At 63.0% G+C, this 23,265-nt stretch carries 20 protein-coding genes; 5 read left to right on the top strand and 15 right to left on the bottom strand.

Going from position 1 to position 23,265, the window contains the following annotated elements; all coding sequences use genetic code 11:
• Window positions 1-24: 24 nt before the first annotated feature.
• The 11 genes from FQP90_RS03305 to FQP90_RS03255 all read right to left on the bottom strand — a co-directional run bounded on the left by FQP90_RS03305 (window position 25) and on the right by FQP90_RS03255 (window position 11,554).
• Window positions 25-420 (bottom strand): FKBP-type peptidyl-prolyl cis-trans isomerase, encoded by a 396-nt coding sequence (locus tag FQP90_RS03305; RefSeq protein WP_011774867.1) that lies wholly within the window; start codon window positions 418-420, stop codon window positions 25-27.
• A 72-nt stretch (window positions 421-492) separates the two neighbouring features.
• Window positions 493-1,425 (bottom strand): FKBP-type peptidyl-prolyl cis-trans isomerase, encoded by a 933-nt coding sequence (locus FQP90_RS03300; protein WP_144648305.1) that lies wholly within the window; start codon window positions 1,423-1,425, stop codon window positions 493-495.
• A gap of 111 nt (window positions 1,426-1,536) precedes the next feature.
• Window positions 1,537-2,901, bottom strand: coding sequence for a Pup--protein ligase (gene pafA, locus FQP90_RS03295; protein WP_144648304.1), 1,365 nt, complete (start codon window positions 2,899-2,901; stop codon window positions 1,537-1,539).
• A gap of 1 nt (window position 2,902) precedes the next feature.
• Entirely contained in the window at window positions 2,903-3,610 is a 708-nt protein-coding gene (gene prcA, locus FQP90_RS03290; RefSeq protein ID WP_144648303.1) for a proteasome subunit alpha, read from the bottom strand.
• Window position 3,611: 1 nt separating this feature from the next.
• Entirely contained in the window at window positions 3,612-4,421 is an 810-nt protein-coding gene (gene prcB, locus FQP90_RS03285) for a proteasome subunit beta (RefSeq protein ID WP_144648302.1), read from the bottom strand.
• A 79-nt stretch (window positions 4,422-4,500) separates the two neighbouring features.
• Window positions 4,501-4,704: a ubiquitin-like protein Pup gene (locus FQP90_RS03280; protein WP_043806102.1), complete on the bottom strand. Its 204-nt coding sequence runs from the start codon at window positions 4,702-4,704 to the stop codon at window positions 4,501-4,503.
• A 119-nt stretch (window positions 4,705-4,823) separates the two neighbouring features.
• Complete coding sequence (gene dop / locus FQP90_RS03275; RefSeq protein WP_144648428.1) at window positions 4,824-6,443, bottom strand: depupylase/deamidase Dop; 1,620 nt, start codon at window positions 6,441-6,443, stop codon at window positions 4,824-4,826.
• Between the two features lie 50 nt (window positions 6,444-6,493).
• Window positions 6,494-8,299 carry a proteasome ATPase gene (gene arc / locus FQP90_RS03270; RefSeq protein ID WP_144648301.1) on the bottom strand — a complete coding sequence of 602 codons (1,806 nt, stop codon included), beginning with the start codon at window positions 8,297-8,299 and terminating at the stop codon, window positions 6,494-6,496.
• Between the two features lie 96 nt (window positions 8,300-8,395).
• Window positions 8,396-9,460, bottom strand: coding sequence for a tRNA (adenine-N1)-methyltransferase (locus tag FQP90_RS03265; protein WP_144648300.1), 1,065 nt, complete (start codon window positions 9,458-9,460; stop codon window positions 8,396-8,398).
• 117 nt (window positions 9,461-9,577) lie between these two features.
• Window positions 9,578-10,741 carry a site-2 protease family protein gene (locus FQP90_RS03260; protein ID WP_144648299.1) on the bottom strand — a complete coding sequence of 388 codons (1,164 nt, stop codon included), beginning with the start codon at window positions 10,739-10,741 and terminating at the stop codon, window positions 9,578-9,580.
• Window positions 10,742-11,554, bottom strand: coding sequence for an HAD family hydrolase (locus FQP90_RS03255; protein WP_144648298.1), 813 nt, complete (start codon window positions 11,552-11,554; stop codon window positions 10,742-10,744). It lies immediately after the preceding gene.
• Between the two features lie 30 nt (window positions 11,555-11,584).
• Here FQP90_RS03255 and FQP90_RS03250 point away from each other — a divergent pair, with 30 nt between their 5' ends.
• Window positions 11,585-12,490 carry a PAC2 family protein gene (locus tag FQP90_RS03250; RefSeq protein WP_144648297.1) on the top strand — a complete coding sequence of 302 codons (906 nt, stop codon included), beginning with the start codon at window positions 11,585-11,587 and terminating at the stop codon, window positions 12,488-12,490.
• Between the two features lie 71 nt (window positions 12,491-12,561).
• On the opposite strand, the gene mshC is transcribed toward FQP90_RS03250, so the two are convergent.
• Together mshC and FQP90_RS03240 are read right to left on the bottom strand one after the other, a co-directional pair.
• Window positions 12,562-13,839: a cysteine--1-D-myo-inosityl 2-amino-2-deoxy-alpha-D-glucopyranoside ligase gene (mshC, locus tag FQP90_RS03245; protein WP_144648296.1), complete on the bottom strand. Its 1,278-nt coding sequence runs from the start codon at window positions 13,837-13,839 to the stop codon at window positions 12,562-12,564.
• A gap of 15 nt (window positions 13,840-13,854) precedes the next feature.
• On the bottom strand, window positions 13,855-14,688 hold the full coding sequence (locus FQP90_RS03240; protein WP_144648295.1) for an undecaprenyl-diphosphate phosphatase: 834 nt from the start codon (window positions 14,686-14,688) through the stop codon (window positions 13,855-13,857).
• Between the two features lie 52 nt (window positions 14,689-14,740).
• Between FQP90_RS03240 and FQP90_RS03235 the strand changes: the two genes are divergently transcribed.
• Window positions 14,741-15,673, top strand: a complete 933-nt coding sequence (locus FQP90_RS03235) for an aldo/keto reductase (RefSeq protein ID WP_144648294.1) — start codon at window positions 14,741-14,743, stop codon at window positions 15,671-15,673.
• Between the two features lie 5 nt (window positions 15,674-15,678).
• On the opposite strand, the gene rfbA is transcribed toward FQP90_RS03235, so the two are convergent.
• Window positions 15,679-16,545 carry a glucose-1-phosphate thymidylyltransferase RfbA gene (gene rfbA, locus FQP90_RS03230; protein WP_144648293.1) on the bottom strand — a complete coding sequence of 289 codons (867 nt, stop codon included), beginning with the start codon at window positions 16,543-16,545 and terminating at the stop codon, window positions 15,679-15,681.
• 53 nt (window positions 16,546-16,598) lie between these two features.
• On the opposite strand from rfbA, the gene rfbB reads away from it, so the two are divergent.
• From rfbB to FQP90_RS03215, 3 genes are all read left to right on the top strand, one after another.
• Complete coding sequence (gene rfbB, locus FQP90_RS03225; RefSeq protein WP_144648292.1) at window positions 16,599-17,597, top strand: dTDP-glucose 4,6-dehydratase; 999 nt, start codon at window positions 16,599-16,601, stop codon at window positions 17,595-17,597.
• A 3-nt stretch (window positions 17,598-17,600) separates the two neighbouring features.
• The gene (locus FQP90_RS03220; protein WP_144648291.1) at window positions 17,601-19,010 is read left to right on the top strand and encodes a sugar nucleotide-binding protein; all 1,410 of its coding nucleotides are present in this window, start codon (window positions 17,601-17,603) and stop codon (window positions 19,008-19,010) included.
• 190 nt (window positions 19,011-19,200) lie between these two features.
• Window positions 19,201-21,954, top strand: coding sequence for a WecB/TagA/CpsF family glycosyltransferase (locus FQP90_RS03215; RefSeq protein ID WP_144648290.1), 2,754 nt, complete (start codon window positions 19,201-19,203; stop codon window positions 21,952-21,954).
• Here the strand turns inward: FQP90_RS03215 and FQP90_RS03210 are convergent, their stop codons facing one another.
• Entirely contained in the window at window positions 21,955-23,253 is a 1,299-nt protein-coding gene (locus tag FQP90_RS03210; protein ID WP_244296467.1) for a hypothetical protein, read from the bottom strand.
• Window positions 23,254-23,265: the final 12 nt, after the last annotated feature.

The following is a 23,265-nucleotide window of genomic DNA, read 5'->3' as shown; positions in this document are numbered from 1 at the left end:
CGCGCCTTGCGAAGAAACTGAGTCCTAGCGGACAGCTACGAGGTCGACCACGAAGATCAGTGCCTCGTTGGGCTTGATTGCTCCGCCTGCACCACGGGAGCCGTAAGCCAGTTCCGAGGGGATTTCGAGGCGGCGACGGCCACCGACCTTCATGCCAAGGAGGCCCTGGTCCCAGCCCTGGATGACCTGGCCGACGCCAACACGGAAGTCGAGCGGAGCGCCACGGCCCCAGGAAGCGTCGAACTCTTCGCCGGTGGACCAAGCCACACCGACGTAGTGGGTGGACACGGTGTCGCCGGCCTTGGCCTCCGTGCCTGTGCCTTCAATGAGGTCCGTGATGACGAGGTCCGTGGGGACGTCGCCTTCGGGGAAGTCGATTTCCGGCTTGGTGCGGTCGAAGTCACGCTGACCGAATGACATGGTTACTCCTTGGTGTGAGGGGACGAATTGGTGTCAAGAACCAGCTTAGCCAGTGCTTGGGCCAAGCAGGATCTACTTTTTGCCAGTGATCTCAACAACGAAGACCAGCGGGCCCGCCGGGCGCTGCTGAGCTGCAGCGTTGGCGCCGTATGCCAGGTCGGTCGGAATAGTCAGGAGGACCTTGGACCCTACTTTTTGGCCGGTCAGCCCAAGCGTCCAGCCCTGGATGACCTGGTTCAGGCCGAATGTTGCGGGCTCTCCTCGGTCATAGCTCGAGTCGAACTTGCTGCTGTCTTCCCAACGCCAGCCCGTGTAGTTGGCGTCAATGGTGTCGGTGCTCGCCAGTTCCTCGCCGGACCCTTCGGACAGAACCTTCACGGACAACCCGGCAGGGGCGTCAACCTTGGGAATCTCCACGGACGGGACACCCTTGTCATCGAAAGTCACCTTGGGCAGCTTGCCGTCTTTGTCCAGTTGCTCGGTGTCTTCCTTGCTGAGGAGGCCGGGTGCGTCCTTCGCCGAGACGAGCTTGAACACGATCAACTTGGACGAGGTTGCGGGAGAAGCCGTGGCATCCCCGGGAGCAGCGATGGCAATGTGGCTGCCCACCTTTGCCCCAACAATTGCGTTGTACATGGCCGGGTTGGCTGACTTCAACTGATCGTTGATACCCAAGGACTCGGGATCGGCCGTGTAGGTATCCTCCAGAGACGAGCCGTCGTTGCCGTCCATCACGACGTAGGCAAGCTGGACGGTCTGCCCGGCCTTCACGGCATCGCCACTGCCTTCGCTGACCACCTTCACGGTGGGCTCGGCAACGGTGAGGGGCTTGGAGAATTCGATACCGGGTGCTTTGTCGTCTCCGTTGTCCGTCACTTTCACGGAGTCGAGCTTGGAAACGTCACCAGCCGACTGGCTGGTGGGCTCGGCGGCCGGAGTGCTTCCTCCACCGCACGCGGTGATGAGCAGCAAGGCGGGAAGGAGAATTGCTAGGAGTCGGCGCACAAAAAGGCACTTTCGTCGGGGCAAGGGACACTCGGAATAGCGCGTAGCGCATCCAAGCAGGTTGTCTCTTGGGAAGAGACCACTATCCAGAATAGCCCGTGAAGCTGGGAGTCAGCTCATAGAGTCCAGGAGCGCATCCACCCGTTCGTCGACGCTGCGGAACGGATCCTTGCAGAGAATCGTCTGGTGCGCGCGGTCGTTGAGTTTCAAGTGCACCCAATCAACGGTGTAATCCCGCCCAAGTTCCTGCGCGCGGCGCACGAAGTCGCCACGCAGTTTGGCGCGGGTTGTCTGGGGCGGTGCGTCCACGGCATCTTTGACATCGGTCTCCGTGACAAGTCGTCGTGCTGCTCCCCTGGCCTGCAGCAGGAAGAAGATGCCACGCTGCCGCGAGATGTCGTGGTAGGTGAGGTCGAGTTGTGCGATGCGGGGCGAATCAAGGCTAAGGTCATGCCGACGCATGTAACCGTCCATGAGCTTCTTCTTGATGGCCCAGTCGACCTCGGTATCGATGGTGCTGGTGTCGCCACTCTCGATGGCGTCAAGGGTCCTCTTCCACAGATCAAGGATCAGCGGTACATGGGCGTTATGGGCGCCGTTCGCGGCGACGAACTCGGTCACCTTGCCCAGGTATTCCCGCTGGATATCAAGTGCGGTAAGTTGCCTGCCATTGGCCAGCCGAACCAGGGCCCGGCCCGTGAGGTCGTGGGAGATCTCCCGGATGCTGCGGATGGGGTTCTCCATGCGCATGTCCCGCATGATGACTCCGGCTTCGATCATGCGCAGGATGAGGTCCACCGTGCCGACTTTGAGCAGTGCCGATGTTTCGGACATGTTGGAGTCGCCCACGATCACGTGGAGGCGACGGTAGAACTCGGCGTCCGCGTGTGGCTCGTCGCGGGTGTTGATGATGGGGCGCGACCTGGTGGTAGCAGAAGACACGCCCTCCCAGATATGGTCCGCGCGCTGGGAGAAAGCGAACGTGGCTCCGTGTGGTGTCTTCAGCACCTTCCCTGCCCCGGCAATCAGTTGGCGGGTCACCAGGAACGGAATGAGGATCTCGGCAAGGCGAGAGAATTCCCCGCGCCGCGGTATGAGGTAGTTTTCGTGGCTGCCGTAGGAGTTTCCGGCGGAATCGGTGTTGTTCTTGAAGAGGTAGACCGTGCCGTTGAAGCCCTCCGCAGCGAGCCTGGCCTGTGCCTCGTCCACGAGGTCGTCAAGGATGAGTTCGCCGGCTCGGTCATGGGCAATGAGTTGCGCGAGGTCGTCGCACTCCGCCGTGGCGTATTCCGGGTGCGAACCCACATCCAGGTAGAGCCGTGAGCCATTGGTTAGGAACACGTTCGAGGACCTGCCCCAGCTAACCACCTTGCGAAACAGGTAGCGTGCCACTTCCTCGGGAGCCAGCGGTCGCGAATCCGGGCTGGAATACGAGATTCCGAATTCCGTTTCGATGCCAAATATTCGCTTATCCATCTCAGCTCTCCTCTGTGAGCAGGCGGGTCATGTCTTCGGGCAGCAGCCGCCGGAAGGCTCTGCGTGAGCCACGGTGACTCTCCGAAGCGCGGTACAGGACTGCTGCTTCGACTGCGGTTGCCGGCAACGCGTCAACGTCCTTGTCGGCGGCCAAAGCTTGGAGCGCCAAACGCATGGCCCCCGCAAGGGTCAACTCCGGCTCCCAAGCCCCGCTGACGACGTCGGATATCTGGTCGGCCAGTCCGCCCATAACCACGAAACCGTTCTCGTCGGCGATGGAACCATCAAACGTGAGGCGGTAGAGGTGGTCCTGCTCCTGTGCAAGACCCACCTCGGCTACAGCCAGTTCCACTTCGAACGGCTTCTGCTCGGCCGTGAAGACAGCTCCGAGGCTCTGCGCATATACGCTGGCCAAACCCCGGGCCGTGACGTCTTCGCGATCGTACGAGTAGCCACGAACGTCGGCGTATCGGACGCCTGCTTGCCGCAGGCTTTCGAACTCGTTGTACTTGCCCACCGCAGCGAAAGCGATCTTGTCGTAGATCTCACCGATCTTGTGCAGCGACGGCGAGGGGTTCTCCGCGATGAGCGCGATGCCGTCGGCGCAGCTGATGACCACCACGGAGCGTCCGCGGGCGATGCCCTTCCGTGCGAAGTCCGCACGGTCCTTCATCAATTGCTCGGGCGAGACGTAGAACTGCTGTGTCATGTCAGGCCTCCCGTCCGGCGATGGCCCGCGATTCGACAATGGCGGCGGCAATGTTGGCCAGATCCCGGTCAGGGACGCGTCGGTTGCCTGCCCGGTTCACGGTGTAGACCACCGGCCACAGCTGGCGCACGGGGTCGGGGCCGCCCGTCGCAGAATCGTCGTCGGCGGCGTCGTAGAGAGCCTCGACGGCCACGGCGATGGCATTCTCTTCCGACAGGTTTGGCTTCCACAGTTTCTTCAGGGCACCACGCGCGAAAACCGAACCTGAACCAACGGAGTGGTGTTCCTGCTCCTCGTAGCGGCCACCCGTGACGTCATAGGAGAACAAGCGGCCCACGCCGGAGACTTGGTCGAAGCCCGCAAACAGCGGAATAACTGCCATGCCCTGCATGGCCATGGGCAGGTTCCCGCGAATCATGGCTCCGAGACGGTTGGCCTTGCCGACGAGGCTGAGGAGTGTGCCCTCGATCTTCTCGTAGTGTTCCAGTTCGACCTGGAACAGTCGGGTAATGTCGATTGCCAGCCCGGCCGTTCCAGCGATGCCCAGCACGGAGTACTCGTCGGCCGGGAATACCTTCTCGATGTGCCTGCTGGCGATGATGTTGCCCATGGTGGCGCGGCGGTCCCCGGCCATGAGGACGCCCCCCGCGTACGTCAAGGCGACGATGGTGGTGGCGTGTGGCGACGATGGGACCGTGCCGGCGGGCAACGATTGATTGAACGGCAGGAGTTCGGGACGCGAGCGTTGGAGATGTTCCGTAAAGGAAGACGTTGCCTGGGTGGCCAGGGGGCCAGTTGATGGGTCCTGCATTGCTGCACTCCTTCGACTCTGCGTTCCGATGCCCGGCGGCCTCTCGCCGGCCGGGCAGTACATTCCGGGGTGGGTCCGGTTACTGGCCGCCCTTTTGGACGAACGCCCTGACGAACTCTTCGGCGTTTGATTCCAGGACGCCGTCGATTTCGTCGAGGAGGTCGTCCACGCCCTGTGTTGCTTCCGATGCTTGCGCTTCGGGTGCTGCCGGTGGGGCCTCCGGGACGTCCACTTCAGTTTCGGTTTCCCGTGACTGCGGTTGTTGCTGCTCCTGAGCTGCCATTTTCTTTCTCCCTACTGTCAGTCTCCTGATGACGGAGACTTCCTACTGCCATATTGCCACGCTGCGGGCTGCTGCGGATGGCTTTGACCAGGCATGAATCTTCCCGTGGCGGGCACGCCTCAGCTCTTGGCCGCCGGCGGATTCTGGCCCATCAATTCGGCCAGGAATGAGCCCGCGTCCTGATGGCGTTCAAAGAGTGCGCCGGTCAGGGTCTGGGTTCCCCTCAAGGGTTCGCGGGTGGGGACGCGCTGCAGCTTTCCCAACCCGGGAACGTCGAAGATCACTGAGTCCCAACTGGCACCGACAACGTCCTTGCCGAACTTGGAAACGCAGCGGCCACGGAAATACGCGCGGGTGTCCGACGGTGGTTCGCTGACCGCCCTGGCGATGTCGCCGTCGTCGACTATCCGCGTCATGCGGTCCCTTGAGAGCAGCCGGTAGTAAAGGCCCTTTTCGGGGCGTATGTCCGACCATTGCAGGTCCACCAAGCCGAGCCGCGCGTCGTCCCACGCGAGCCCATCACGGTGACGGTAACCCTCCAGCAACGACCTCTTTGCCACCCACTCGACAGAGGAAGCGGCGGCGCTGATGTCACTGCCCAGCGTTGTTAACGTGGACTCCCAGCGCGCCAGGACCGCGTGGGTATGGCCGTCGCCTGTCACGGAATCGGCCACGCCGGTCTCCTGGGCGAGTTTCGCGGCGGCCTCGTAATACATCCATTGGATATCGAGGGCAGTAATCCTTCGTCCATCAAGGAGCCGCACCGTGGCAGTGAGCGTGGTGTCGTGGCTGATGGACTGCAGCGCCTGGACAGGTTCGTGCACCTCGATCTTCGGCGCCTGTCCCGCCTCGATGAGGCTCAAAACCATGGCGGTGGTACCAAACTTGAGATAGTTGGAAGCCTGGCTGAGGTTTGCGTCTCCGATGATGACATGAAGGCGGCGGTACTTATCCGCTGTCGCGTGAGGCTCATCCCTGGTGTTGATGATGGGACGCCGGATGGTTGTTTCCAGCCCAACCTCGGCCTCAAAGAAATCGGCACGTTGGCTGATCTGGTACCCGGGCGTCGAACTGTCCTGCCCAAGGCCCACGCGTCCGGCACCGCACACTACCTGGCGGGATACGAAGAACGGCGTCAGGCCACGGATGATGTCTCCGAACGGCACCGAGCGCGGCATGAGGTAGTTCTCGTGGGATCCATAGGACACGGACTTGTTGTCGGTGTTGTTCTTGTAGAGGTTGATGGGGGGAAGCGTTGTGTCAGCCGCCACCTTCCGAACCGTGGCCAGGGCCACCAAGTCCCCGGCCGCGTCCCAGGCCACAGCGTCCCGCGGGTTGGTGACCTCGGGGCTTGAATACTCGGGATGCGCATGGTCCACGTAGAGCCGCGCACCGTTGCCAAGCACCATGTTCATCAGCAGCGACCCGGACTCGTCCGCGCCATCCAGTTCCAGTTCCTGGCGACCATAGGCCAAGGCGACTGCTTCGGCGTCGAGCACCGGCGGCTGGTCGGTGAGCTGGCTGGGGTCGGCCGCCGCCCTGTCCACTGTCCAGCCGCGGGCGTCGTGCAACGGTTCTTCGTCTGTGTAATCCCAACGCGTCTCGGCTCCCCCGGCCGCCCGTTGCCGGGTCACCGTGGCATATGCCTGGATGATTCGTGCAGACATCATGGTGGCATTCGCCCCGGGGGCCGACGGTGCGTGGATTCCGTATTCAGTTTCCGAGCCCATCACACGCATGGCGCCGCCGGCAGGCAACTTTTCAGCAGGCGAACCTTCGGGTCTTGCTGTCACAGGTACTGGCCCGTGTTGGCGGTGGTTTCAATGGACTTGCCCGGTTCCTGCCCGGCCTTGCCTTGAACAATGGTGCGGATGTAGGTAATCCGTTCACCCTTCTTGCCCGAGATACGCGCCCAGTCATCAGGGTTGGTGGTGTTCGGCATGTCCTCGTGCTCACGGAATTCATCAACCACCGCACGCAACAAGTGGTCGATCCGGAGTCCCTTTTGGTTGGTGGTCAGGAGATCCTTGATGGCGTATTTCTTGGCGCGGTCAACAACGTTCTGCACCACTGCACCGGAGTTGAAGTCCTTGAAGTAGAGCATCTCGGTATCACCATTGGCATAAGTGACCTCGAGGTATTCATTGGATTTCTCCGTGGAGTACATGGCCTCCACCGTGCGCTGCACCATGGCGTCCACGGTTGCCTGCACGTCTCCGCCGTACTCAGCCAGATCCTGGGAATGGAAGGGCAAATCAGTGGTGATGTACTTGGCAAAAATGTCGGCTGCTGCCTCGGCGTCCGGCCGCTGGATTTTCACCTTCACATCGAGGCGTCCAGGCCGGAGAATGGCGGGATCGATCATATCCTCGCGGTTTGAGGCGCCAATGACGATCACGTTGTCCAAGCGCTCCACACCGTCGATTTCACTCAGCAGTTGGGGCACGATGGTGGTTTCGACGTCGGACGACACACCGGTACCGCGGGTGCGGAACAACGAGTCCATCTCGTCGAAGAAGACGACTACTGGGCTGCCATCCGATGCCTTTTCACGGGCACGCGAGAAGATGAGGCGGATATGGCGCTCAGTCTCGCCCACATACTTGTCCAAGAGCTCGGGTCCCTTGATGTTCAGGAAGTAGCTCTTGAGATCGGTGTTGCCGGCGCGTTCTGCAGCGCGGGCCGCCAGGGAATTCGCTACTGCCTTGGCGATGAGGGTCTTACCACAACCCGGAGGGCCGTAGAGAAGGATTCCCTTGGGGGCCTTCAGGCCGTGTTCGCGGTACAGGTCCGGGTGAAGGAACGGCAGCTCGACGGCGTCGCGGATCTGCTCGATCTGCGGCCCGAGCCCACCGATGTCCTGGTACGTGATGTCCGGGACTTCTTCCAGGACGAGGTTCTCCACCTCTGCCCTCGGAACCTTCTCAAGGGCGTAGCCCGTACGGGAATCCAAGGACAGTGCGTCCCCGACCTTCAGGTGGACGCTTTGGAGCGCCCCGGACAACCGGACGACGCGTTCCTCGTCCGCCCGACCCACGACAAGTGCCCGATCCTTGCCCAGCAATTCCTTGAGGGTGACAAGTTCCCCGGCACGTTCATAGCCAAGACCGGCCACTACCAGGAGTGCCTCGTTCAGGAGGACTTCCTGTCCAACGGCAAGCTGGTTGACGTTGACCAACGGGCTGATGCCCACGCGCATTTTGCGTCCGGCGTTGAAGATATCCACGGACTCTTCGGTAGCTGCCTGACCAGAACTGCCGGCGGCCGGCTGCCTGCGCGGATTGATCTGCACCACGGTCCCGAAGCTGTAGGGCGGCTGGCCCTCCTGTTCAAGGGCTCCCTTCAAGCGGAGAATCTCCGCCTTTGCCGTTTCCAGCATGCTCACAAGCTTGCTGTTGTTCTGGGTGGCCGCTGCCAACTGGCGGTCGATGTGGCGAAGCTTGTCCCGGAGGATGTTGATCTGCCGTTCGGCAACCGTCAGTTCACTCGAAGGGTCTGGCGGTTGGACAGCGGCAAGCCTCCGGCCTGCCGTTTCTTCCGCTGCGTCTGCTTCTTCCGGCGTCGGCCGTCCAAGGTCGTTGTTTGACGTATCCACGATTCATCAGCCCCTTCCTGCGCTTAACAAGACCATAGTCCCGAAAAGCTCAGGGTGCTGGGTGACATCCGGAATGCGGACCCTATTGTGACCTTTTCAGTTTGTGACCGACGGATCATCCTGAACGTTGGTTCCGGCGATGGCATCGCGGGCGGCGCGGCGGAGTTTCTTGTCCGACACTGAACGCTCCCCCACGGCGCCCGGGGTCCAGGCGTTGAGGTCCTCTTCGCTGAATTCCGTCTTGGACGGACGGCGCTTCACGGAGATTCCGGTGACGCCATCGGCGAGGCGGCGCGTGACCAGGAGGAATCCAGTGTGGGCCACCATGCGGTGGTCCGGCCGGACGGCCAGGCCCTCCAGGTGCCAGCCGCGAACCATTGACTCCCAGGCATCGGGCTCAGTGAAGCGGCCATCGGCACGGATGGCCTCGGCAGTGCGGGACAGCTGCGTGACGGTTGCCACGTAGTTGATCCACACGCCGCCCGGGGCCAGGACGGTGGCAACGGCGTCCAGGCACTCCCACGGAGCGAGCATGTCCAGGACCACACGGTCCACGGAGCCCGGAGCCTCGGCCTTGACGACCTCTTCCTGGAAGTCACCCAGGGAGATCTGCCACGCCGGGTGAGTTCCGCCAAAGATGGTCTCGACGTTGCCACGCGCAATATCCGCGAACTCTTCCCGACGCTCGAAGGAGTGGAGGTAGCCGCCGTCGCCGACTGCGCGCAGCAGGGAAATAGAGAGTGCGCCAGAACCCACGCCCGCTTCCACCACGCGTGCGCCGGGGAAAATGTCGGCCATGGTGACGATCTGGCCTGCGTCCTTGGGGTAGACAACCGCAGCGCCACGGGGCATGGACAAGACAAAGTCCGAAAGCAGTGGCCGCAGCGTCTGGTACTGCTGACCGACGTTGTTGCTCACCACGGAGCCGTCCACCTTGCCGATGATTTCATCGTGGTTCAGGAAGCCGCGGTGGGTATGGAAAGCGCCGCCCACCTCCAAAGTAATGGTGTTCATGCGGCCGCGCTCGTCGGTGAGCTGGACCCGCTCGCCCACGCGGAAAGGCCCGCGGCGACGCGCAGCGCCCGTCGGCTGCACGGGAGTGCCGGTTGCTGCCTCGTCAGTGCCTGCGCCTGCTTCGGGGGCGGCGGTTTCGCTGCTCATGTGGGGTTCCTCGCTCCTGTACGGCTGGGCCGCGATGTGTTGCTGGCTGGTGGGCGCCAAAAATTTCAACGGGTGGTTGGGTTAAAGCGGCCGGCATGTAACTCTACCGGCAGGGTGTCAGGCGCGTCCGCTCCGGCGGGCTTCCTTGCCTGTTATGGCCGTCACTACGGCCTGCTGGCGGAGGAGCCCGGTGACGATTCCGTTGTGGTCCACCACAGCGTATTCGCCGCCCTCCAACCGTGCCAAGTACTGGATCAGTTCCTGACCCTTGGACCATTCGGGGACGTAGGCCCCGGCGGCCAGGGCATGGGCAACCGCGGTGACGGGCGTCGTCGTCGTGGCTTCGGCAGGAACAGCGGCAGTTGCGCCGACGTCCACCACACCCTGCGGTTTGCCGTCAGGTCCGCAAATCACGACGGCGGGACTTCCCGCGGGTGCTACGGCCAGGACATCTGCCACGGTGGCCGTGTTCGGTACACCGACAGCGGGTTCTGCCAGGCCGGCGGCACTGACAAGATAGAGACGGCTGCGGAGCTTGGCGTGGTGGATGGAGCTCGAAGCGCTCATCCAGAGGAATCCGCAAACGAGGACAGTAATGACCGTGTACATGAGGTTGGGCAGCTGCCCTTGCAGGAATGGCACAACAATGAACCAGATGACCAGGGCCACCACGATGATTCGACCGGACCAGCCGGCAGCAATGGTCCCCTTGTCCTGGCTGCCGGTGGCTTTCCAGACAGCAGATTCCACCAACCGGCCGCCATCGAGCGGCATTCCGGGGAGGACGTTGAAGATACCGATCACCAGGTTGGCCAGTCTCAGGATGTCCGCGAGCATGGCGGGCACGCCGGTCAGCGCGTGGGTTGACAGAATTGCCCACATCAGCGCGGCGATGACGAAGTTTGAAGCCGGTCCGGCCAGGGCAACGGTGACGGAACGGCCAGGCGAAGCCGTGAAGTTCTCGAACTGCGTGTGCCCGCCCCAGAGATTGAGGACTATTTTCTCGCTGGGCCATCCGAACGCCCGGGCACTCAGCGCGTGTGCCAGTTCGTGGATCAGGACCGACACAGCCAGCAGTAAGGCGATGGCCAGCCCTACCAGGTAGCCCCAGTTGCCAATGCCCGGGAATAAGTCAATGACAACCGGGCCGTAGAAAACCACAGTGACAGCGGCGATGACAAACCATGAGTAGGCCAGATAGACGGGCACGCCCGCGATCTTCCCCAGCGGGATGCCTTCCCTCTTCGTCGCAACGTGATGGGGGGCGGGAGAACTGCTCACCTAGTTGGCCCCTTCAAGCAGGTTTTCTGCCGTGAAGCGGTCATCGACCAACTGGCCGACGTCCGCGGCAGTCCGGCCAACCAGGGTGTCCCACATGATCATGCGAGGGTCCTCGGGAAGGGGCACCTGGTGGGGAATCCCAACGGTGACCACACCCGAAGCGATGGCGGCCGTAGCGCCGGGTACGGAGTCTTCCAAGGCCACGCAATGGTGGATGGTCAGGGTGGGGTCGTCCAGCCGAAGCCGTTCGACCGCCGTCAGATAGGCCTCCGGGTGTGGCTTGCCGTTGGTGACGGTATCGCCGGTAACCATGAACTCGAAGTAGGGCTTGGGAAGGCTCTCCACTACGACGCCGGCGAGGGGGCCTTCGGACATGGTCACCAGGGCGCAGCGGATGCCGGCCGTGTTGAGTTCATCCAGCAGTTCACGCGCGCCGGGTCGCCACGGGACTTCCTTGCGGACCTGTGCGATGACTTGGGTGCTGAGGGTGTCCACGATTTCACGGGCCTCAAGCCTGACGCCGGCGGCCTGAAGAACCGCCGCCGAATGAAGCAGGGACTGTCCCACCAATTGCATGGCCTGCTGATGCGACCAGCTGCCGCCATGGGACTCCACCAGCGCGCGTTCGGCTGCAATCCAGTAGGGCTCGGTGTCCACGAGTGTGCCATCCATATCCCAGAGCACGGCTTTGAGGAGGGGCTGGCTGGGTAACGAATGCATGGTTTCCAGTCTACGTGGAACCTGACGGCCGGCTGTGCCTGCATTGCGCTGTGCGCGAATCGGTGACACGCATTGACATGAAATGCCATGCATCCACGAGGGTCTTGGACGTAGGGTGAGTGGATGAACAGTGTGGACGGGACCCCCGAAGGGCAGGACATCACCGCGGAGCCCGAGCGTTTCCTCAAGGAACCCGCGGACGGCCAACGCGTCACCGTCATGCTCGCAGCTTTTGAGGGCTGGAACGACGCCGGTGAAGCCGCCAGTGATGCGCTGCACTACTTGAACAAACTCTGGGACGGCAAGAAGGTTGGCACGGTTGACGCCGAGGAGTATTACGACTTCCAGTTCACGCGTCCCACCGTGCGCCGTACATCCTCGGGCGCGCGGAAGGTCAAGTGGCCATCCACCAGGATCTACAAGGCAGCTGTTCCGGACAGCAACGTGGACGTCGTCTTCGTACTGGGCACCGAACCCTCCTACCGTTGGCGCGCCTACACCACTGAATTGCTGGTCCATGCCGAGGCGCTCAAGGTCGATTCCGTGATCCTGATCGGGGCGCTTTTGGCCGATGTCCCCCATAGCCGACCCATTCCAGTCAGCACGACCACCGAGGACAGTTCCCTCAGGGAACGCCTCAACTTGGAGGCATCACAGTACGAGGGACCGGTGGGGATCGTCGGCGTGCTCGCCGAGTTCGCCATGCTGGCGGGATTGCCCACAGTGTCCTTGTGGGCAGCAGTTCCCCATTACGTTGCCCAGCCGCCGTCTCCCAAGGCCCAGCTCGCAATCCTGCACAAGGTCGAGGACCTGCTCCAGGTTCCCCTGGACAGCCAGGCGCTGGCCGAAGAATCCGAGGCTTGGGAACGCGGCGTGGACGAACTTGCCACCGAGGACCCTGAGATAGCTGCCTATGTGCGGCAACTTGAGGAAGCCAAGGACACCGCAGATCTTCCGGAAGCTTCCGGCGAATCCATTGCCCGTGAATTCGAGCGATACCTTAAGCGACGCGGCAAAGACCGACCCTGACGGACACACCAAAGACAACGGCCCTGACAGGAAGTCAGGGCCGTTGCTGCTTCAGCGGTTCTGGCGTGTGCCTAGAGCTCAACGCCGAGCAAGGAATTGACGGCGTCGCCAACCTGGGCTGCGTCAAGCGCGGACACGGGGGTTTCTGCTCGGAGGGCTTCGTCGGCCCAGCGGTCAACAGCGGCAATGGCTCCAGGAGCGTTGAGGTCATTGGCCAACTCGCTGCGCATCGCGGTCACCAAAGCGGCCGCGGAACTGGCCGGAGCGTGGTCCAGGGCAACACGCCAACGCCCGAGCCGCTCCTTTGCTGCCGCGAAGTCTTCTGCGGTCCACGACCAGTCAGAGCGGTAGTGGTGGGCGAGGATGGCCAGGCGGATGGCGGCGGGCTCCTCCCCTGCCGCGCGGAGTTTGGAGACCAGCACCAGGTTTCCCTTGGACTTGCTCATCTTTTCGCCGTCCAAACCCACCATGCCGGCGTGGGCATAATGGCGGGCCAGCGGGACGCCGGACAGCGAATAGGCGTGGCCGGCACCCATCTCGTGATGAGGGAACACCAGATCCGAGCCGCCACCCTGAACGGTGAAGGGCGCCGGTAGGTACTTCTGTGCGATCACCGTACATTCGATATGCCAGCCGGGCCTGCCATCGCCCAGGGTTGCTCCGGACCAGCTCGGTTCGCCTTCCCGGGCAACGCGCCAGAGCAAGGGGTCCAGGGCATGGCGCTTCCCGGCCCTTGTGGGGTCGCCGCCACGTTCGGCGAACAAGGCAAGCATTTCGGTTTCGCCCAACCCGGAAACGTCTCCCAGCTTCCACGCGTCTGTTGCGTCCGACCGCTTGCCGGCCATTTCGACGTCGTAGTAGACGTCGCCGTCGGGTTCGCCATCCGTTCCATGGACGCGGTAGGCGACGCCGTCCGCAAGGAGCCGCTCGATGGCGGGCACGATGTCAGGGATGGCCTCGACGGCGCCAATGTAGTGGCTGGGAGCAATGACGTTCAGGGCGTCCATGTCCGTATGGAACAGGTCGATCTGGCTCTGCGCCAGGTCCCTCCAGTCCACTCCGGTGGCCGTGGCGCGCTCAAGGAGGGGGTCGTCGATGTCCGTGACGTTTTGGACGTAGGAGACGCGGATGCCGGCATCCCGCCAGGCGCGGTTCAGGAGATCGAAGGCTACGTAGCTGGCCGCGTGTCCCATGTGAGTGGCGTCGTACGGCGTGATGCCGCAGACGTACATGGACTGTTCCGGTTGCCGCTCGACCTCCACGACGCGGCCAAGGGCTGTGTCGTACAGCCGTAGTTGCGGCATGCTGCCAGGCAGCTCAGGAACAGAGCGGGAGGTCCACGATTTCACGACTCAACCTTAGTGCTAGGCGCTGATCACATTGAAACCGAGCAGGACATACAACGCCAGGCCCAGCAGGATCCGGTACCAAACGAACAGCCTGTAGCTGCGGGTGGAGACGAACTTCAGGAACCATCCGATGATGATGTAGCCCACCACGAAGGCGATGACGGTGGCCAAGGCCGTCTCCGGAAGGCCGTAAGGCCCGGCAAGGCCCTCGTTCGAAACCGTTTTATACAGCTGGAAGAGGCCACTGCCGAACACCGCAGGGATTGCCAGGAGGAAGGAGTACCGGGCGGCGGCTTCACGGGTGTAGCCCATGAGCAGTCCAGCGGTGATGGTGCCGCCGGAGCGGGAAACACCGGGAATCAAGGCCATCGCCTGCGCAAAGCCGTACAGGATGCCGTGCTTGTAGGTCAGTTGTGTGAGATCCCTCTCTTGCCGCCCAATGGCGTCCGCTACGGCGAGGATCATGCCGAACACGATCAGCATGGTGGCAACAATCCACATGCTGCGCAACACTGATTCGATCTGGTCCTGGAACAACAGGCCCAGGACGATGATCGGCAGGCTGCCCAGGATCACCAGCCACCCCATGCGGGCGTCCGGGTTGTTGCGCTCTACTTTGCCCGTGAGGGACCCGAACCAGGCCCGCACGATCCGTACGATGTCGCGCCAGAAGTAGACGATGACGGCGGTTTCGGTCCCGAGCTGCGTGATCGCTGTGAACGCCGCACCGGGGTCGGCGGCATTCGGAAGGAATGAGCCCACAATCCGCAGGTGTGCGCTTGAGGAGATCGGGAGGAATTCGGTGAGGCCCTGCACGAGGCCCAGCAAGGCTGCTTCTATCCAGTTCACGTGAATAGACCCTACGTCATGAAGACTGGGAACTGCCCGTAAGCTAGCAGCTATGCAGCAGCGTTATGTCGGAAACAGCGGGTTCCGTGTGTCCTCTTTGTCCCTCGGAACCATGTCCTGGGCGCAGGAAACAGATGAGCAGGACGCTGCCGAAGTGCTCCACGCATTCGTTGCTGCCGGCGGCACGGTCATCGACACGGCCGCGTCCTACGGACAAGGCCGGGCCGAAGCAATGCTGGGGTCCATGCTGGGTGACGTGGTGGCCCGTTCAGAAGTCGTCATCTCGACAAAAGCCGGCGTGTCGTCGTCGGACTCCCGGCGAAGCATCAACGCTTCCCGAGGTTCAATGTTGTCCGCCCTCGATGCCAGCCTTGCCCGGCTGGGAACCGATTACATCGACATTTGGTTCGCCCACGAGTGGGACCCGAATGTGCCACTTGATGAGACCCTTTCAGCTCTGGAGCTCGCCCAACGGACGGGACGCGCTCGTTACGTGGGAATTTCCAACTACAACGGGTGGCAGACAGCGAAAGCCGCTGCCGTGGCCGGTTTCACGCTGGTAGCCAATCAGTCCGAATACTCCCTCGTGCAACGCAAGGCCGAGGAGGAACTCATCCCTGCAGTGGAGGACGCCGGGCTGGGGCTCATGGCCTGGGCGCCGCTGGGCCGGGGTGTCCTGAGCGGCAAATATCGTGGACAGATACCTGCTGATTCCCGGGCAGCGCAGAGCCGGCTTGCTGCTTACGTTGAGCCGTACCTTGAACCGGGGGCGTCCCGCGTGGTGGAAGCTGTGGCGATGGCCGCCCGTGGACTGGGCCGGTCGCCGCTGGACGTTTCCCTGAGCTGGTTGCTGTCGCGTCCCGGTGTTGCCACGGCGATCGTTGGTGCCCGGAACGCTGTCCAGTTGAAGGAACTGCTGGACGCGCAGTTGACGGTGCTGCCCGCCGAGATATCGCGCGCCCTGGAGGACGTTTCCGCTCCGTAAGTCCGCTAGTGGCGGTCCAGGATGTCCAGCAGGTAGTTGCCGTAGCCACTCTTGGCGAGTTTTGCCGCCTGCTGGCGAAGTTCGTCGTCGGTCAAGTAGCCCATCCGCCACGCCACTTCCTCCGGGGCGCCGATCTTCAGACCCTGCCGGTTCTCGGTGGTGCGTACGTAGTTCGAGGCGTCGTTCAAGTCGTTGAAAGTACCCGTGTCCAGCCAGGCGGTACCCCGCGGAAACTTCTGCACGTGCAACCGGCCGAGGTCCATGTATTGACGGTTGATGTCCGTGATTTCCAGCTCGCCGCGAGGGGAAGGCTTGAGATCTTTCGCCATGGCCACCACGTCGTTGTCGTAGAAGTACAGGCCAGGAACGGCATAGTTGCTCTTTGGCACGGTGGGCTTCTCTTCGATGGAAACGGCCAGGCCGTCGTCGTCGAATTCCACCACGCCGTAAGCGGACGGATCCTTGACCCAATAGCCGAAGATGGCGCCGCCGTCGACGTCCACGTAGTGGCGGAGCTGATTGCCCATGCCGGGCCCGTTGAAGATGTTGTCCCCCAGGATGAGGGCCACCTTGCCGCTGCCGATGTGGCCGGCGCCCAGAATGAACGCCTGGGCGAGGCCGTCCGGCGTCGGCTGCTCCGCGTAGCTGAGGTTGACGCCGAACTGAGAGCCATCACCGAGCAGCCGCTGGAACTGAGCTGCGTCCCCCGGCGTGGTGATGACCAGGATGTCCCGGATGCCGGCGAGCATCAGCGTGCACAGGGGGTAGTAGATCATGGGCTTATCGAACACGGGAACCAGCTGCTTGCTGATTCCGAGCGTGATGGGATGGAGCCTCGAACCCGTCCCACCTGCAAGAACAATTCCTCGCAAACCTGCCGTCCTCACCTGTGCCCAGTCTCGCCGCGGACGGCTACTCTAGGGCCATGCAGAGAATCCTTGTCACCGGCGGGGCCGGATTCATCGGATGCAACTTTGTCCACTACATCATGGAGCACACCGGCCTGCATGTCACGGTCCTGGACAAACTGACCTACGCGGGCAATCTCGAATCGCTTTCCGGGTTGCCGTCACAACGCTTTGATTTTGTCCACGGCGACATCTGCGATGCCACGGTGGTGGATCCGTTGACCGCCGCTGTGGATGCCGTGGTGCATTTCGCTGCCGAGTCTCATAACGACAACTCCCTGCAGGAGCCCCGGCCCTTCGTCGACACCAACCTGCTGGGTACGTTCACGCTGATCGAAGCCGCCCGGAAGCACGGCACGCGCTTCCACCACATCTCCACGGATGAGGTCTACGGCGACCTTGCCCTGAACGATCCCGGACGCTTCACCGAAGATTCGGTGTACCGGCCAACAAGTCCCTACTCTGCAACCAAGGCGGGCTCGGACATGCTGGTCCGGGCGTGGGTACGGTCCTTCGGCCTCAAAGCCACCATCAGTAATTGCTCCAACAACTACGGCCCCTACCAACACGTGGAGAAATTTATTCCGCGACAGATCACCAACATCCTGGATGGCATGCGCCCGAGGCTCTACGGCAATGGGCGCAACGTCCGGGACTGGATCCACGTGGAGGACCACTCCTCGGCTGTGCTCGCCATACTCGAGGGCGGCAGGCTGGGCGAAACGTACTTGATAGGGGCGGACGGCGAACGTTCGAATCGTGAGGTAGTGGAAAAGCTGCTGGCGCTCACAGGCCAGTCCCCCGAGGCCTACGACCTGGTGGGCGACCGACCGGGCCATGACCTGCGGTACGCGATCGATTCAAGCAAGCTCCGCCGGGAGCTCGGCTGGGCGCCACGTTATTCGGACTTCGACGCCGGACTGGCTGCAGCCGTGCAGTGGTACAGAAGCAACGAACAGTGGTGGCGGCCCCAGAAGGCTGCCACGGAATCCAAGTACGCCGGCCAGGGGCACTGAACCGTGGAACCGGCACGGCAGCTGCGCTCCAGGACCACGCCGATCCCCGGGCTGGTGCTGTTCGAGCTGCCGGTCCACAAAGACGACAGGGGATGGTTCAAAGAGAACTGGCACCGGAGCAAGATGCTGGACCTCGGGCTCCCGGACTTCGGCCCGGTCCAGAACAACATCTCCTTCAACACTGCGAGAGGGACCACCCGCGGCATCCATGCTGAGCCATGGGACAAGTTCATTTCCCTCGCCTCAGGCCGCATCTTCGGTGCTTGGGTGGACCTGCGCGAGGGTCCCGCGTTCGGGACGGTGTTCTGCTCGGAGCTCACGGCCCAGGACGCAATCTTTGTTCCCCGCGGGGTGGGCAATGCCTTCCAGACACTGGAAGACGATACTGCCTACACGTACCTGGTCAACGACCATTGGAGTGCGGAGGCACAGACGGATTACACCTTCCTCAACCTGGCGGACGAAGCCACTGCCGTACCCTGGCCGATTTCCCTGGACAGGGCGATTGTGTCTGCCCAGGACAGGAACCATCCACGCCTCCAGGAAGTGGTGCCGATGCCAGGTCGCCGCACGCTGGTGCTGGGAGCGGACGGGCAACTCGGGAAGGCTTTGAGGGTGGTTTTCACAGGGGACCCCACCGTGGATTTTGCCGGACGGAAACAGTTTGACATCACCTCTGAAGCGTCGTTCGTGAACCATGAGTGGCGGAAATACTCCACTGTGATCAACGCAGCGGCCTACACGGCTGTAGACGCCGCCGAGACCCCGGAAGGCCGCCCGACTGCCTGGAGCATCAACGCAACGGCCGTAGCCCGATTGGCGAGGGCCGCCGTCGAGCATTCACTCACTCTTGTCCACATTTCCAGCGACTACGTCTTCGATGGCACCAATGACGTACATCGGGAAGATGAACACCTGACTCCCTTGGGCGTCTACGGACAAAGCAAAGCGGCCGGCGACCTTGCGGTGGGCACTGTGCCGCAACACTACGTTGTTCGCACCAGCTGGGTGGTGGGCGACGGAACAAACTTTGTGCGAACCATGGCAGGGCTGGCCTCACGGGGAGCATCGCCTGAGGTGGTTGATGACCAGTGGGGACGGCTGAGTTTTGCGTCGGACATCGCCTCGGGCATCCGGCACTTGCTCGATAACCGGGCACCTTACGGAACCTACAACCTCAGCAATAGCGGAGAACAACAGACGTGGGCGGATATTGCCGAGGACGTCTATCGCCTGCGCGGCGCAGATCCCGGCCTTGTTCGCCGGACCAGCACCGCTGAATACGCCAAGCCGGGTACGGCACCGCGCCCCCGCAGCAGCGTCCTGGACCTGTCCAGGATTCGCGGCGCCGGTTTTAATCCACCGACGGCGGCCGAGCGGCTTGCCGCCTATCTGGACGGTTCCGGGACCTAGCGGAGCGCGAAAAAACGGCCTAAAGTGGCCCTACGGCAGCCCACCATGTGGCTGGGCCGGGAGACAACTCAAGTAAACAAGATGGTTGGGCAGCACCCGCTGCCCCCGGCGGTCCAGGCAGTGCAGCAGCCTCGGATCGTCGGCCTGATGGTTGTGCCCTGAGCTGGACCTTGAGCCTGGAGAGCCGAGAATGCTGCTGCCGAAGATTGCCCCCAAAAGGGGCACACTCCCCCACCGCCACCCCTCCTTGGACGTCGATGCCGGCGCCCTGCTGCTCCCGCCGCACAGACGCCCGGCGGTCCGGTCCGAAGTCTCCGCACCGCAAGGGCTGAACTCACAGCAATGGGTCAGCCTCGGCGGAGCGCCAGTGAAACTTATGGAGTTCGATCCCGCCATACGCGAGATCCTTGACCGCACGACGATAACCGGCGCGAAACCGCTCGGCGTCTGTTCGGCCAATCTCGACCATATCCGGCACTTCGGCGTGGGCAGCCGCTGGCGCGGCATCCTGGACCAGCCTTCACCGGTGGAATGGCTGACGTTGATCGATGGTGCGCCGCTGGTGTCGGAAGCCGGGCGCTTGACGCACCATCGGTGGCCGCGGCTCGCAGGCAGCGATCTGGTGGGCCCCTTGCTGGATGAGGCTGAACGCCGTGGCCTGCGCGTGGGCTTCCTGGGCGGGACCGAGGAGGCGCAGCAGCTCATCCGGAAGAAGTTCGCGGTGGAGCGTCCTGGTTTGACAGTTTCCGGGTGGTGGGCGCCGGAGCGCCCAGTGCTGGCCGATCGGAAAGCCTCGAAGCAACTGGCAGCGGACATAGCTGCCAGCTCCACGGATATCTTGGTGGTGGGATTGGGGAAGCCCCGGCAGGAATTGTGGATTGCTGAATACGGGAACCTCTGCGGGGCCAAGGTAATGCTCGCGTTCGGGGCTGTTGTGGACTTCCTGGCCGGCCGGGTGAGGCGTGCACCGGCCTGGGTGGGCGCCCATGGCCTCGAGTGGGCATGGCGTTTGATGCTGGAGCCCCGCAGGTTGGCCCGACGATATGTGGTGGAGGGGCCCGGGGCATACCTCAAGCTTCGACGGTCCAGCAGTGCAACGCTGCCTTCTTTGGGGCCCGCTGTGGCGCAAGCCTTCCCGGAGCACGAGCCCAGCCGTGTTCCGGGAGCCTTCTTACCTGCCGAGGCCGCAGCGAAGATTGCCGTGATCGTGGTGACGTACAACAATGCCGACGATGTCGGGCCCTTGCTGGCGAGCCTTCGCAAGGAAACCGTGGAGCAATCCATCAAGGTGGTGGTGGCCGACAACTCCCCCGACGGCCGTACTTTGGCAGAAGTGGCGCGGCACCCGGACGTAGTGACCCTCGCGACGGGCGGCAACCTCGGATACGCCGGCGGCATCAACGCGGCGATGCGGGTCGCCGGTCCTGCTGACACCTACCTCATCCTGAACCCAGATCTCCGGGTGGAGCCCGGCGCGTTGGCTGCCATGCGCAGGAGGATGGCAGCGTCTGGTGCAGGAATGGTGGTTCCGGTCCTGTTGGACGATGACGGCAGCGTCTACCCTTCCCTGCGGAGGGAGCCGGGATTCCTGCGAGCGCTGGGGGACGCGGCATTTGGCAGCCATGTGCCTGGGCGGCCGGGGTGGTTGTCCGAGATGGATTGTGCGCCGGAGAGTTACCAGCATGCTCATTGTGTTGAATGGGCCACGGGGGCGGCGTTGTTGATCAGGGCGGACGTGGTGAAGGAGGTTGGTGAGTGGGATGAGCAGTTCTTCCTGTACTCGGAGGAAACGGACTATTGCCGACGCGTCCGGGAGTCCGGCCGTTCCATTTGGTTTGAACCTTCTGCCCGGATGTGGCACGAACGCGGGGGGTCGGGGACGTCGTCGCAGTTGACGGCACTAATGTCGGTCAACCGTGTGCGTTACGCGGCCAAGTATGGAGGGTCGGCCCGGTTGGTGGCTTTCAGGGCTGTGGTTCTGTCGTCGGATCTTGTTCGGCTCCACAGGCCTGGGCACCGTGAGGCGCTACTGGCCGTGGCCAGCCGTCGGCGATGGGGTTCTTTGCCACAGGCCTCGCGGAACAATGAAGCCTCGCGGAACAATGAATTCGGTGGGACTCTCCCGTCAGGGGCCGTGATCATTCCGGCGCACAATGAGGCGGCGGTCATCGCCAGGACGTTGGATTCGCTGTGTGAGGTCAGTGGTTGGGGCTCCGTTGAGGTGGTTGTGGCGTGTAACGGCTGTACGGACGATACCGCGGCCATCGCGTCGGGCTATGAGGGCGTCCGTGTCCTTCAGGTGGAGGAAGCGTCCAAGACTGCGGCGCTGAATGCTGCTGACCTGGTGACCCAACGCTGGCCCCGTCTCTACCTGGATGCTGACATTGAGGTCACGGCCGGGGCGATCGGCGCGGTGTTCGCGGCGCTTGACGGTGGTTCCCTGTTGGCGGCCCGTCCGGGGTTCCGTTACGACGCTTCCGGTGCTTCGGCGCTGGTCCGTTCGTATTATCGGGCCAGGAGCAGGATCCCTGCCAACGCGGGGGGTCTTTGGGGTGCGGGGGCTTATGCCCTCAGCAGGGCCGGGCACGATCGTTTGGGCACGTTTCCACCGCTGACCGGGGACGACTACTACGTGGACCGGCTCTTCGAGGCGGAGGAGAAGGCAGTGCTTGCCACCGAACCGGTGGTGGTCCGGACGCCGCGAACGTCGGCTGCGTTGCTGGCAATCCTTCGGCGCACGTACCGCGGGAACGCCCAGCAGGATGTGGTGGATGCTGGTGGGACGACGACCCGGACCTTTGGCGAGTTGCTGTTGTCCGTGCGGGGTCCGCTGACTGCTGTTGACGCCGCCGTCTACGCTGTCTTCGCCGGTCTCGGCCGCCGTCGTCCGCTGTTGCTGCGTAAGCCGGCAACCGCTTGGGAGCGGGACGAGACCAGCCGGTAGTCAGAAGCCGCAGCTTCCGCCGCCTTCGATGCGGTAGAGGTGGACGGCGTTGCCGTCGGCGAAGGCGTCCGTGAAGGTGCCGTCGGTGATGGGGATGGTCCGGTTTTCATCGATGACGACGGCGGAGCTGCCGCCGCAGCGTAGGTGGAATGCTGCCTTTCCGCCGGTCTTCTTGTTGGCGCCGGCGAAGACGTAGGTTGTGCCGTCGTGGAGTTTCGTGGCGACGTCCACGGGGCCGGTTGCTGTGGTGGCGCCGTCCAGGAAAGGTGCGTTCAGGACGGGAGCGAGTTCGGTGATTTGTTGGTTGAGGGCTCCCACGGTGGGCCGCACGTTGGCGCCGCAGTCCCGCAGGACGTGCTGGGAGATGCATTCGCTGCCGAAATTGTGGTTGAAATAGATGACTCCCCGGGCGCCGTGGATGAGGCTGCTCCAGACGGCTGCCCTGATTTCGGGGGCGGTGATGGTGGTTGCTCCGGGTGAGTCCTTGAAGGGGTGGCCTGCTTCGACGAAGGCCCATACGGGGCTGATTGGACCGGGAGCGTGGAGCTTGCGGACCCGATCGATGGTCCACCCATAGTTAGCCGCGAGCCGGCACTCGTCCTCTGTGAGGTCCCGGGTGTAGCCGTTGAGGGCTCCCCCTTCGCCTTTGGCGCAGATATTGGGGTCCGTGAACCAGTAGGTGTCAGCCGAGACGACGTCCTGGACCCCTGTAAAGAAGACCTGCGACTCTTCGTCGGACAGCCAGAAGGCGACGCCTTTGCCGTAGTTGGCGTACAGCATGGCCCCTTGTGGTGCCACGGCTCGTCGCTCCTTCTGGACGGTGTAACCGCACTTGCTTTCTTCCGGAACACAGAGTGGTCCTTCGCCGGGGTATTTGCCGGTCCATGGGGCATTTCCCGGCCCCGCCCACATGTCCACTTCGTCGCTGAGGGCGAATCCGGAGGCATATTCGGACGGAAACGTCGGGATGGCATACATGCCGGACGCTTGCACCAGGTGCAGATCTGAATTGGCGGTCAGTTCGACGTAGGTGTTCAGCCCAATCCCCGTGTCCAAGGTGACGTTTCCCTTGTCCAGGACGCTTTCGAACCACACTGCAATGGGAAAGAACGAAGGGTCCGAGGGGAGGCCGTCCTTGAATTTGGCATAGAAGTCCGGCCCGCCGTCCACGGGGCGGATCACCACTCCTTCATAGGATGCGGTTGGGGGTGCGGTGCTGGATGCAGTGGTACTGGGCGCACCCCCGGCAAAGGGTGGCACGCCGCTGGCAGCAGCCACCGCAATGGCCAGGCTGGCCACGACAGTTCCGCC

This window comes from Paenarthrobacter nitroguajacolicus, assembly GCF_007786235.1.
Taxonomy (GTDB): Bacteria; Actinomycetota; Actinomycetes; order Actinomycetales; family Micrococcaceae; genus Arthrobacter; species Arthrobacter nitroguajacolicus_A.
This window is presented reverse-complemented; position numbering and strand designations above follow the sequence as displayed.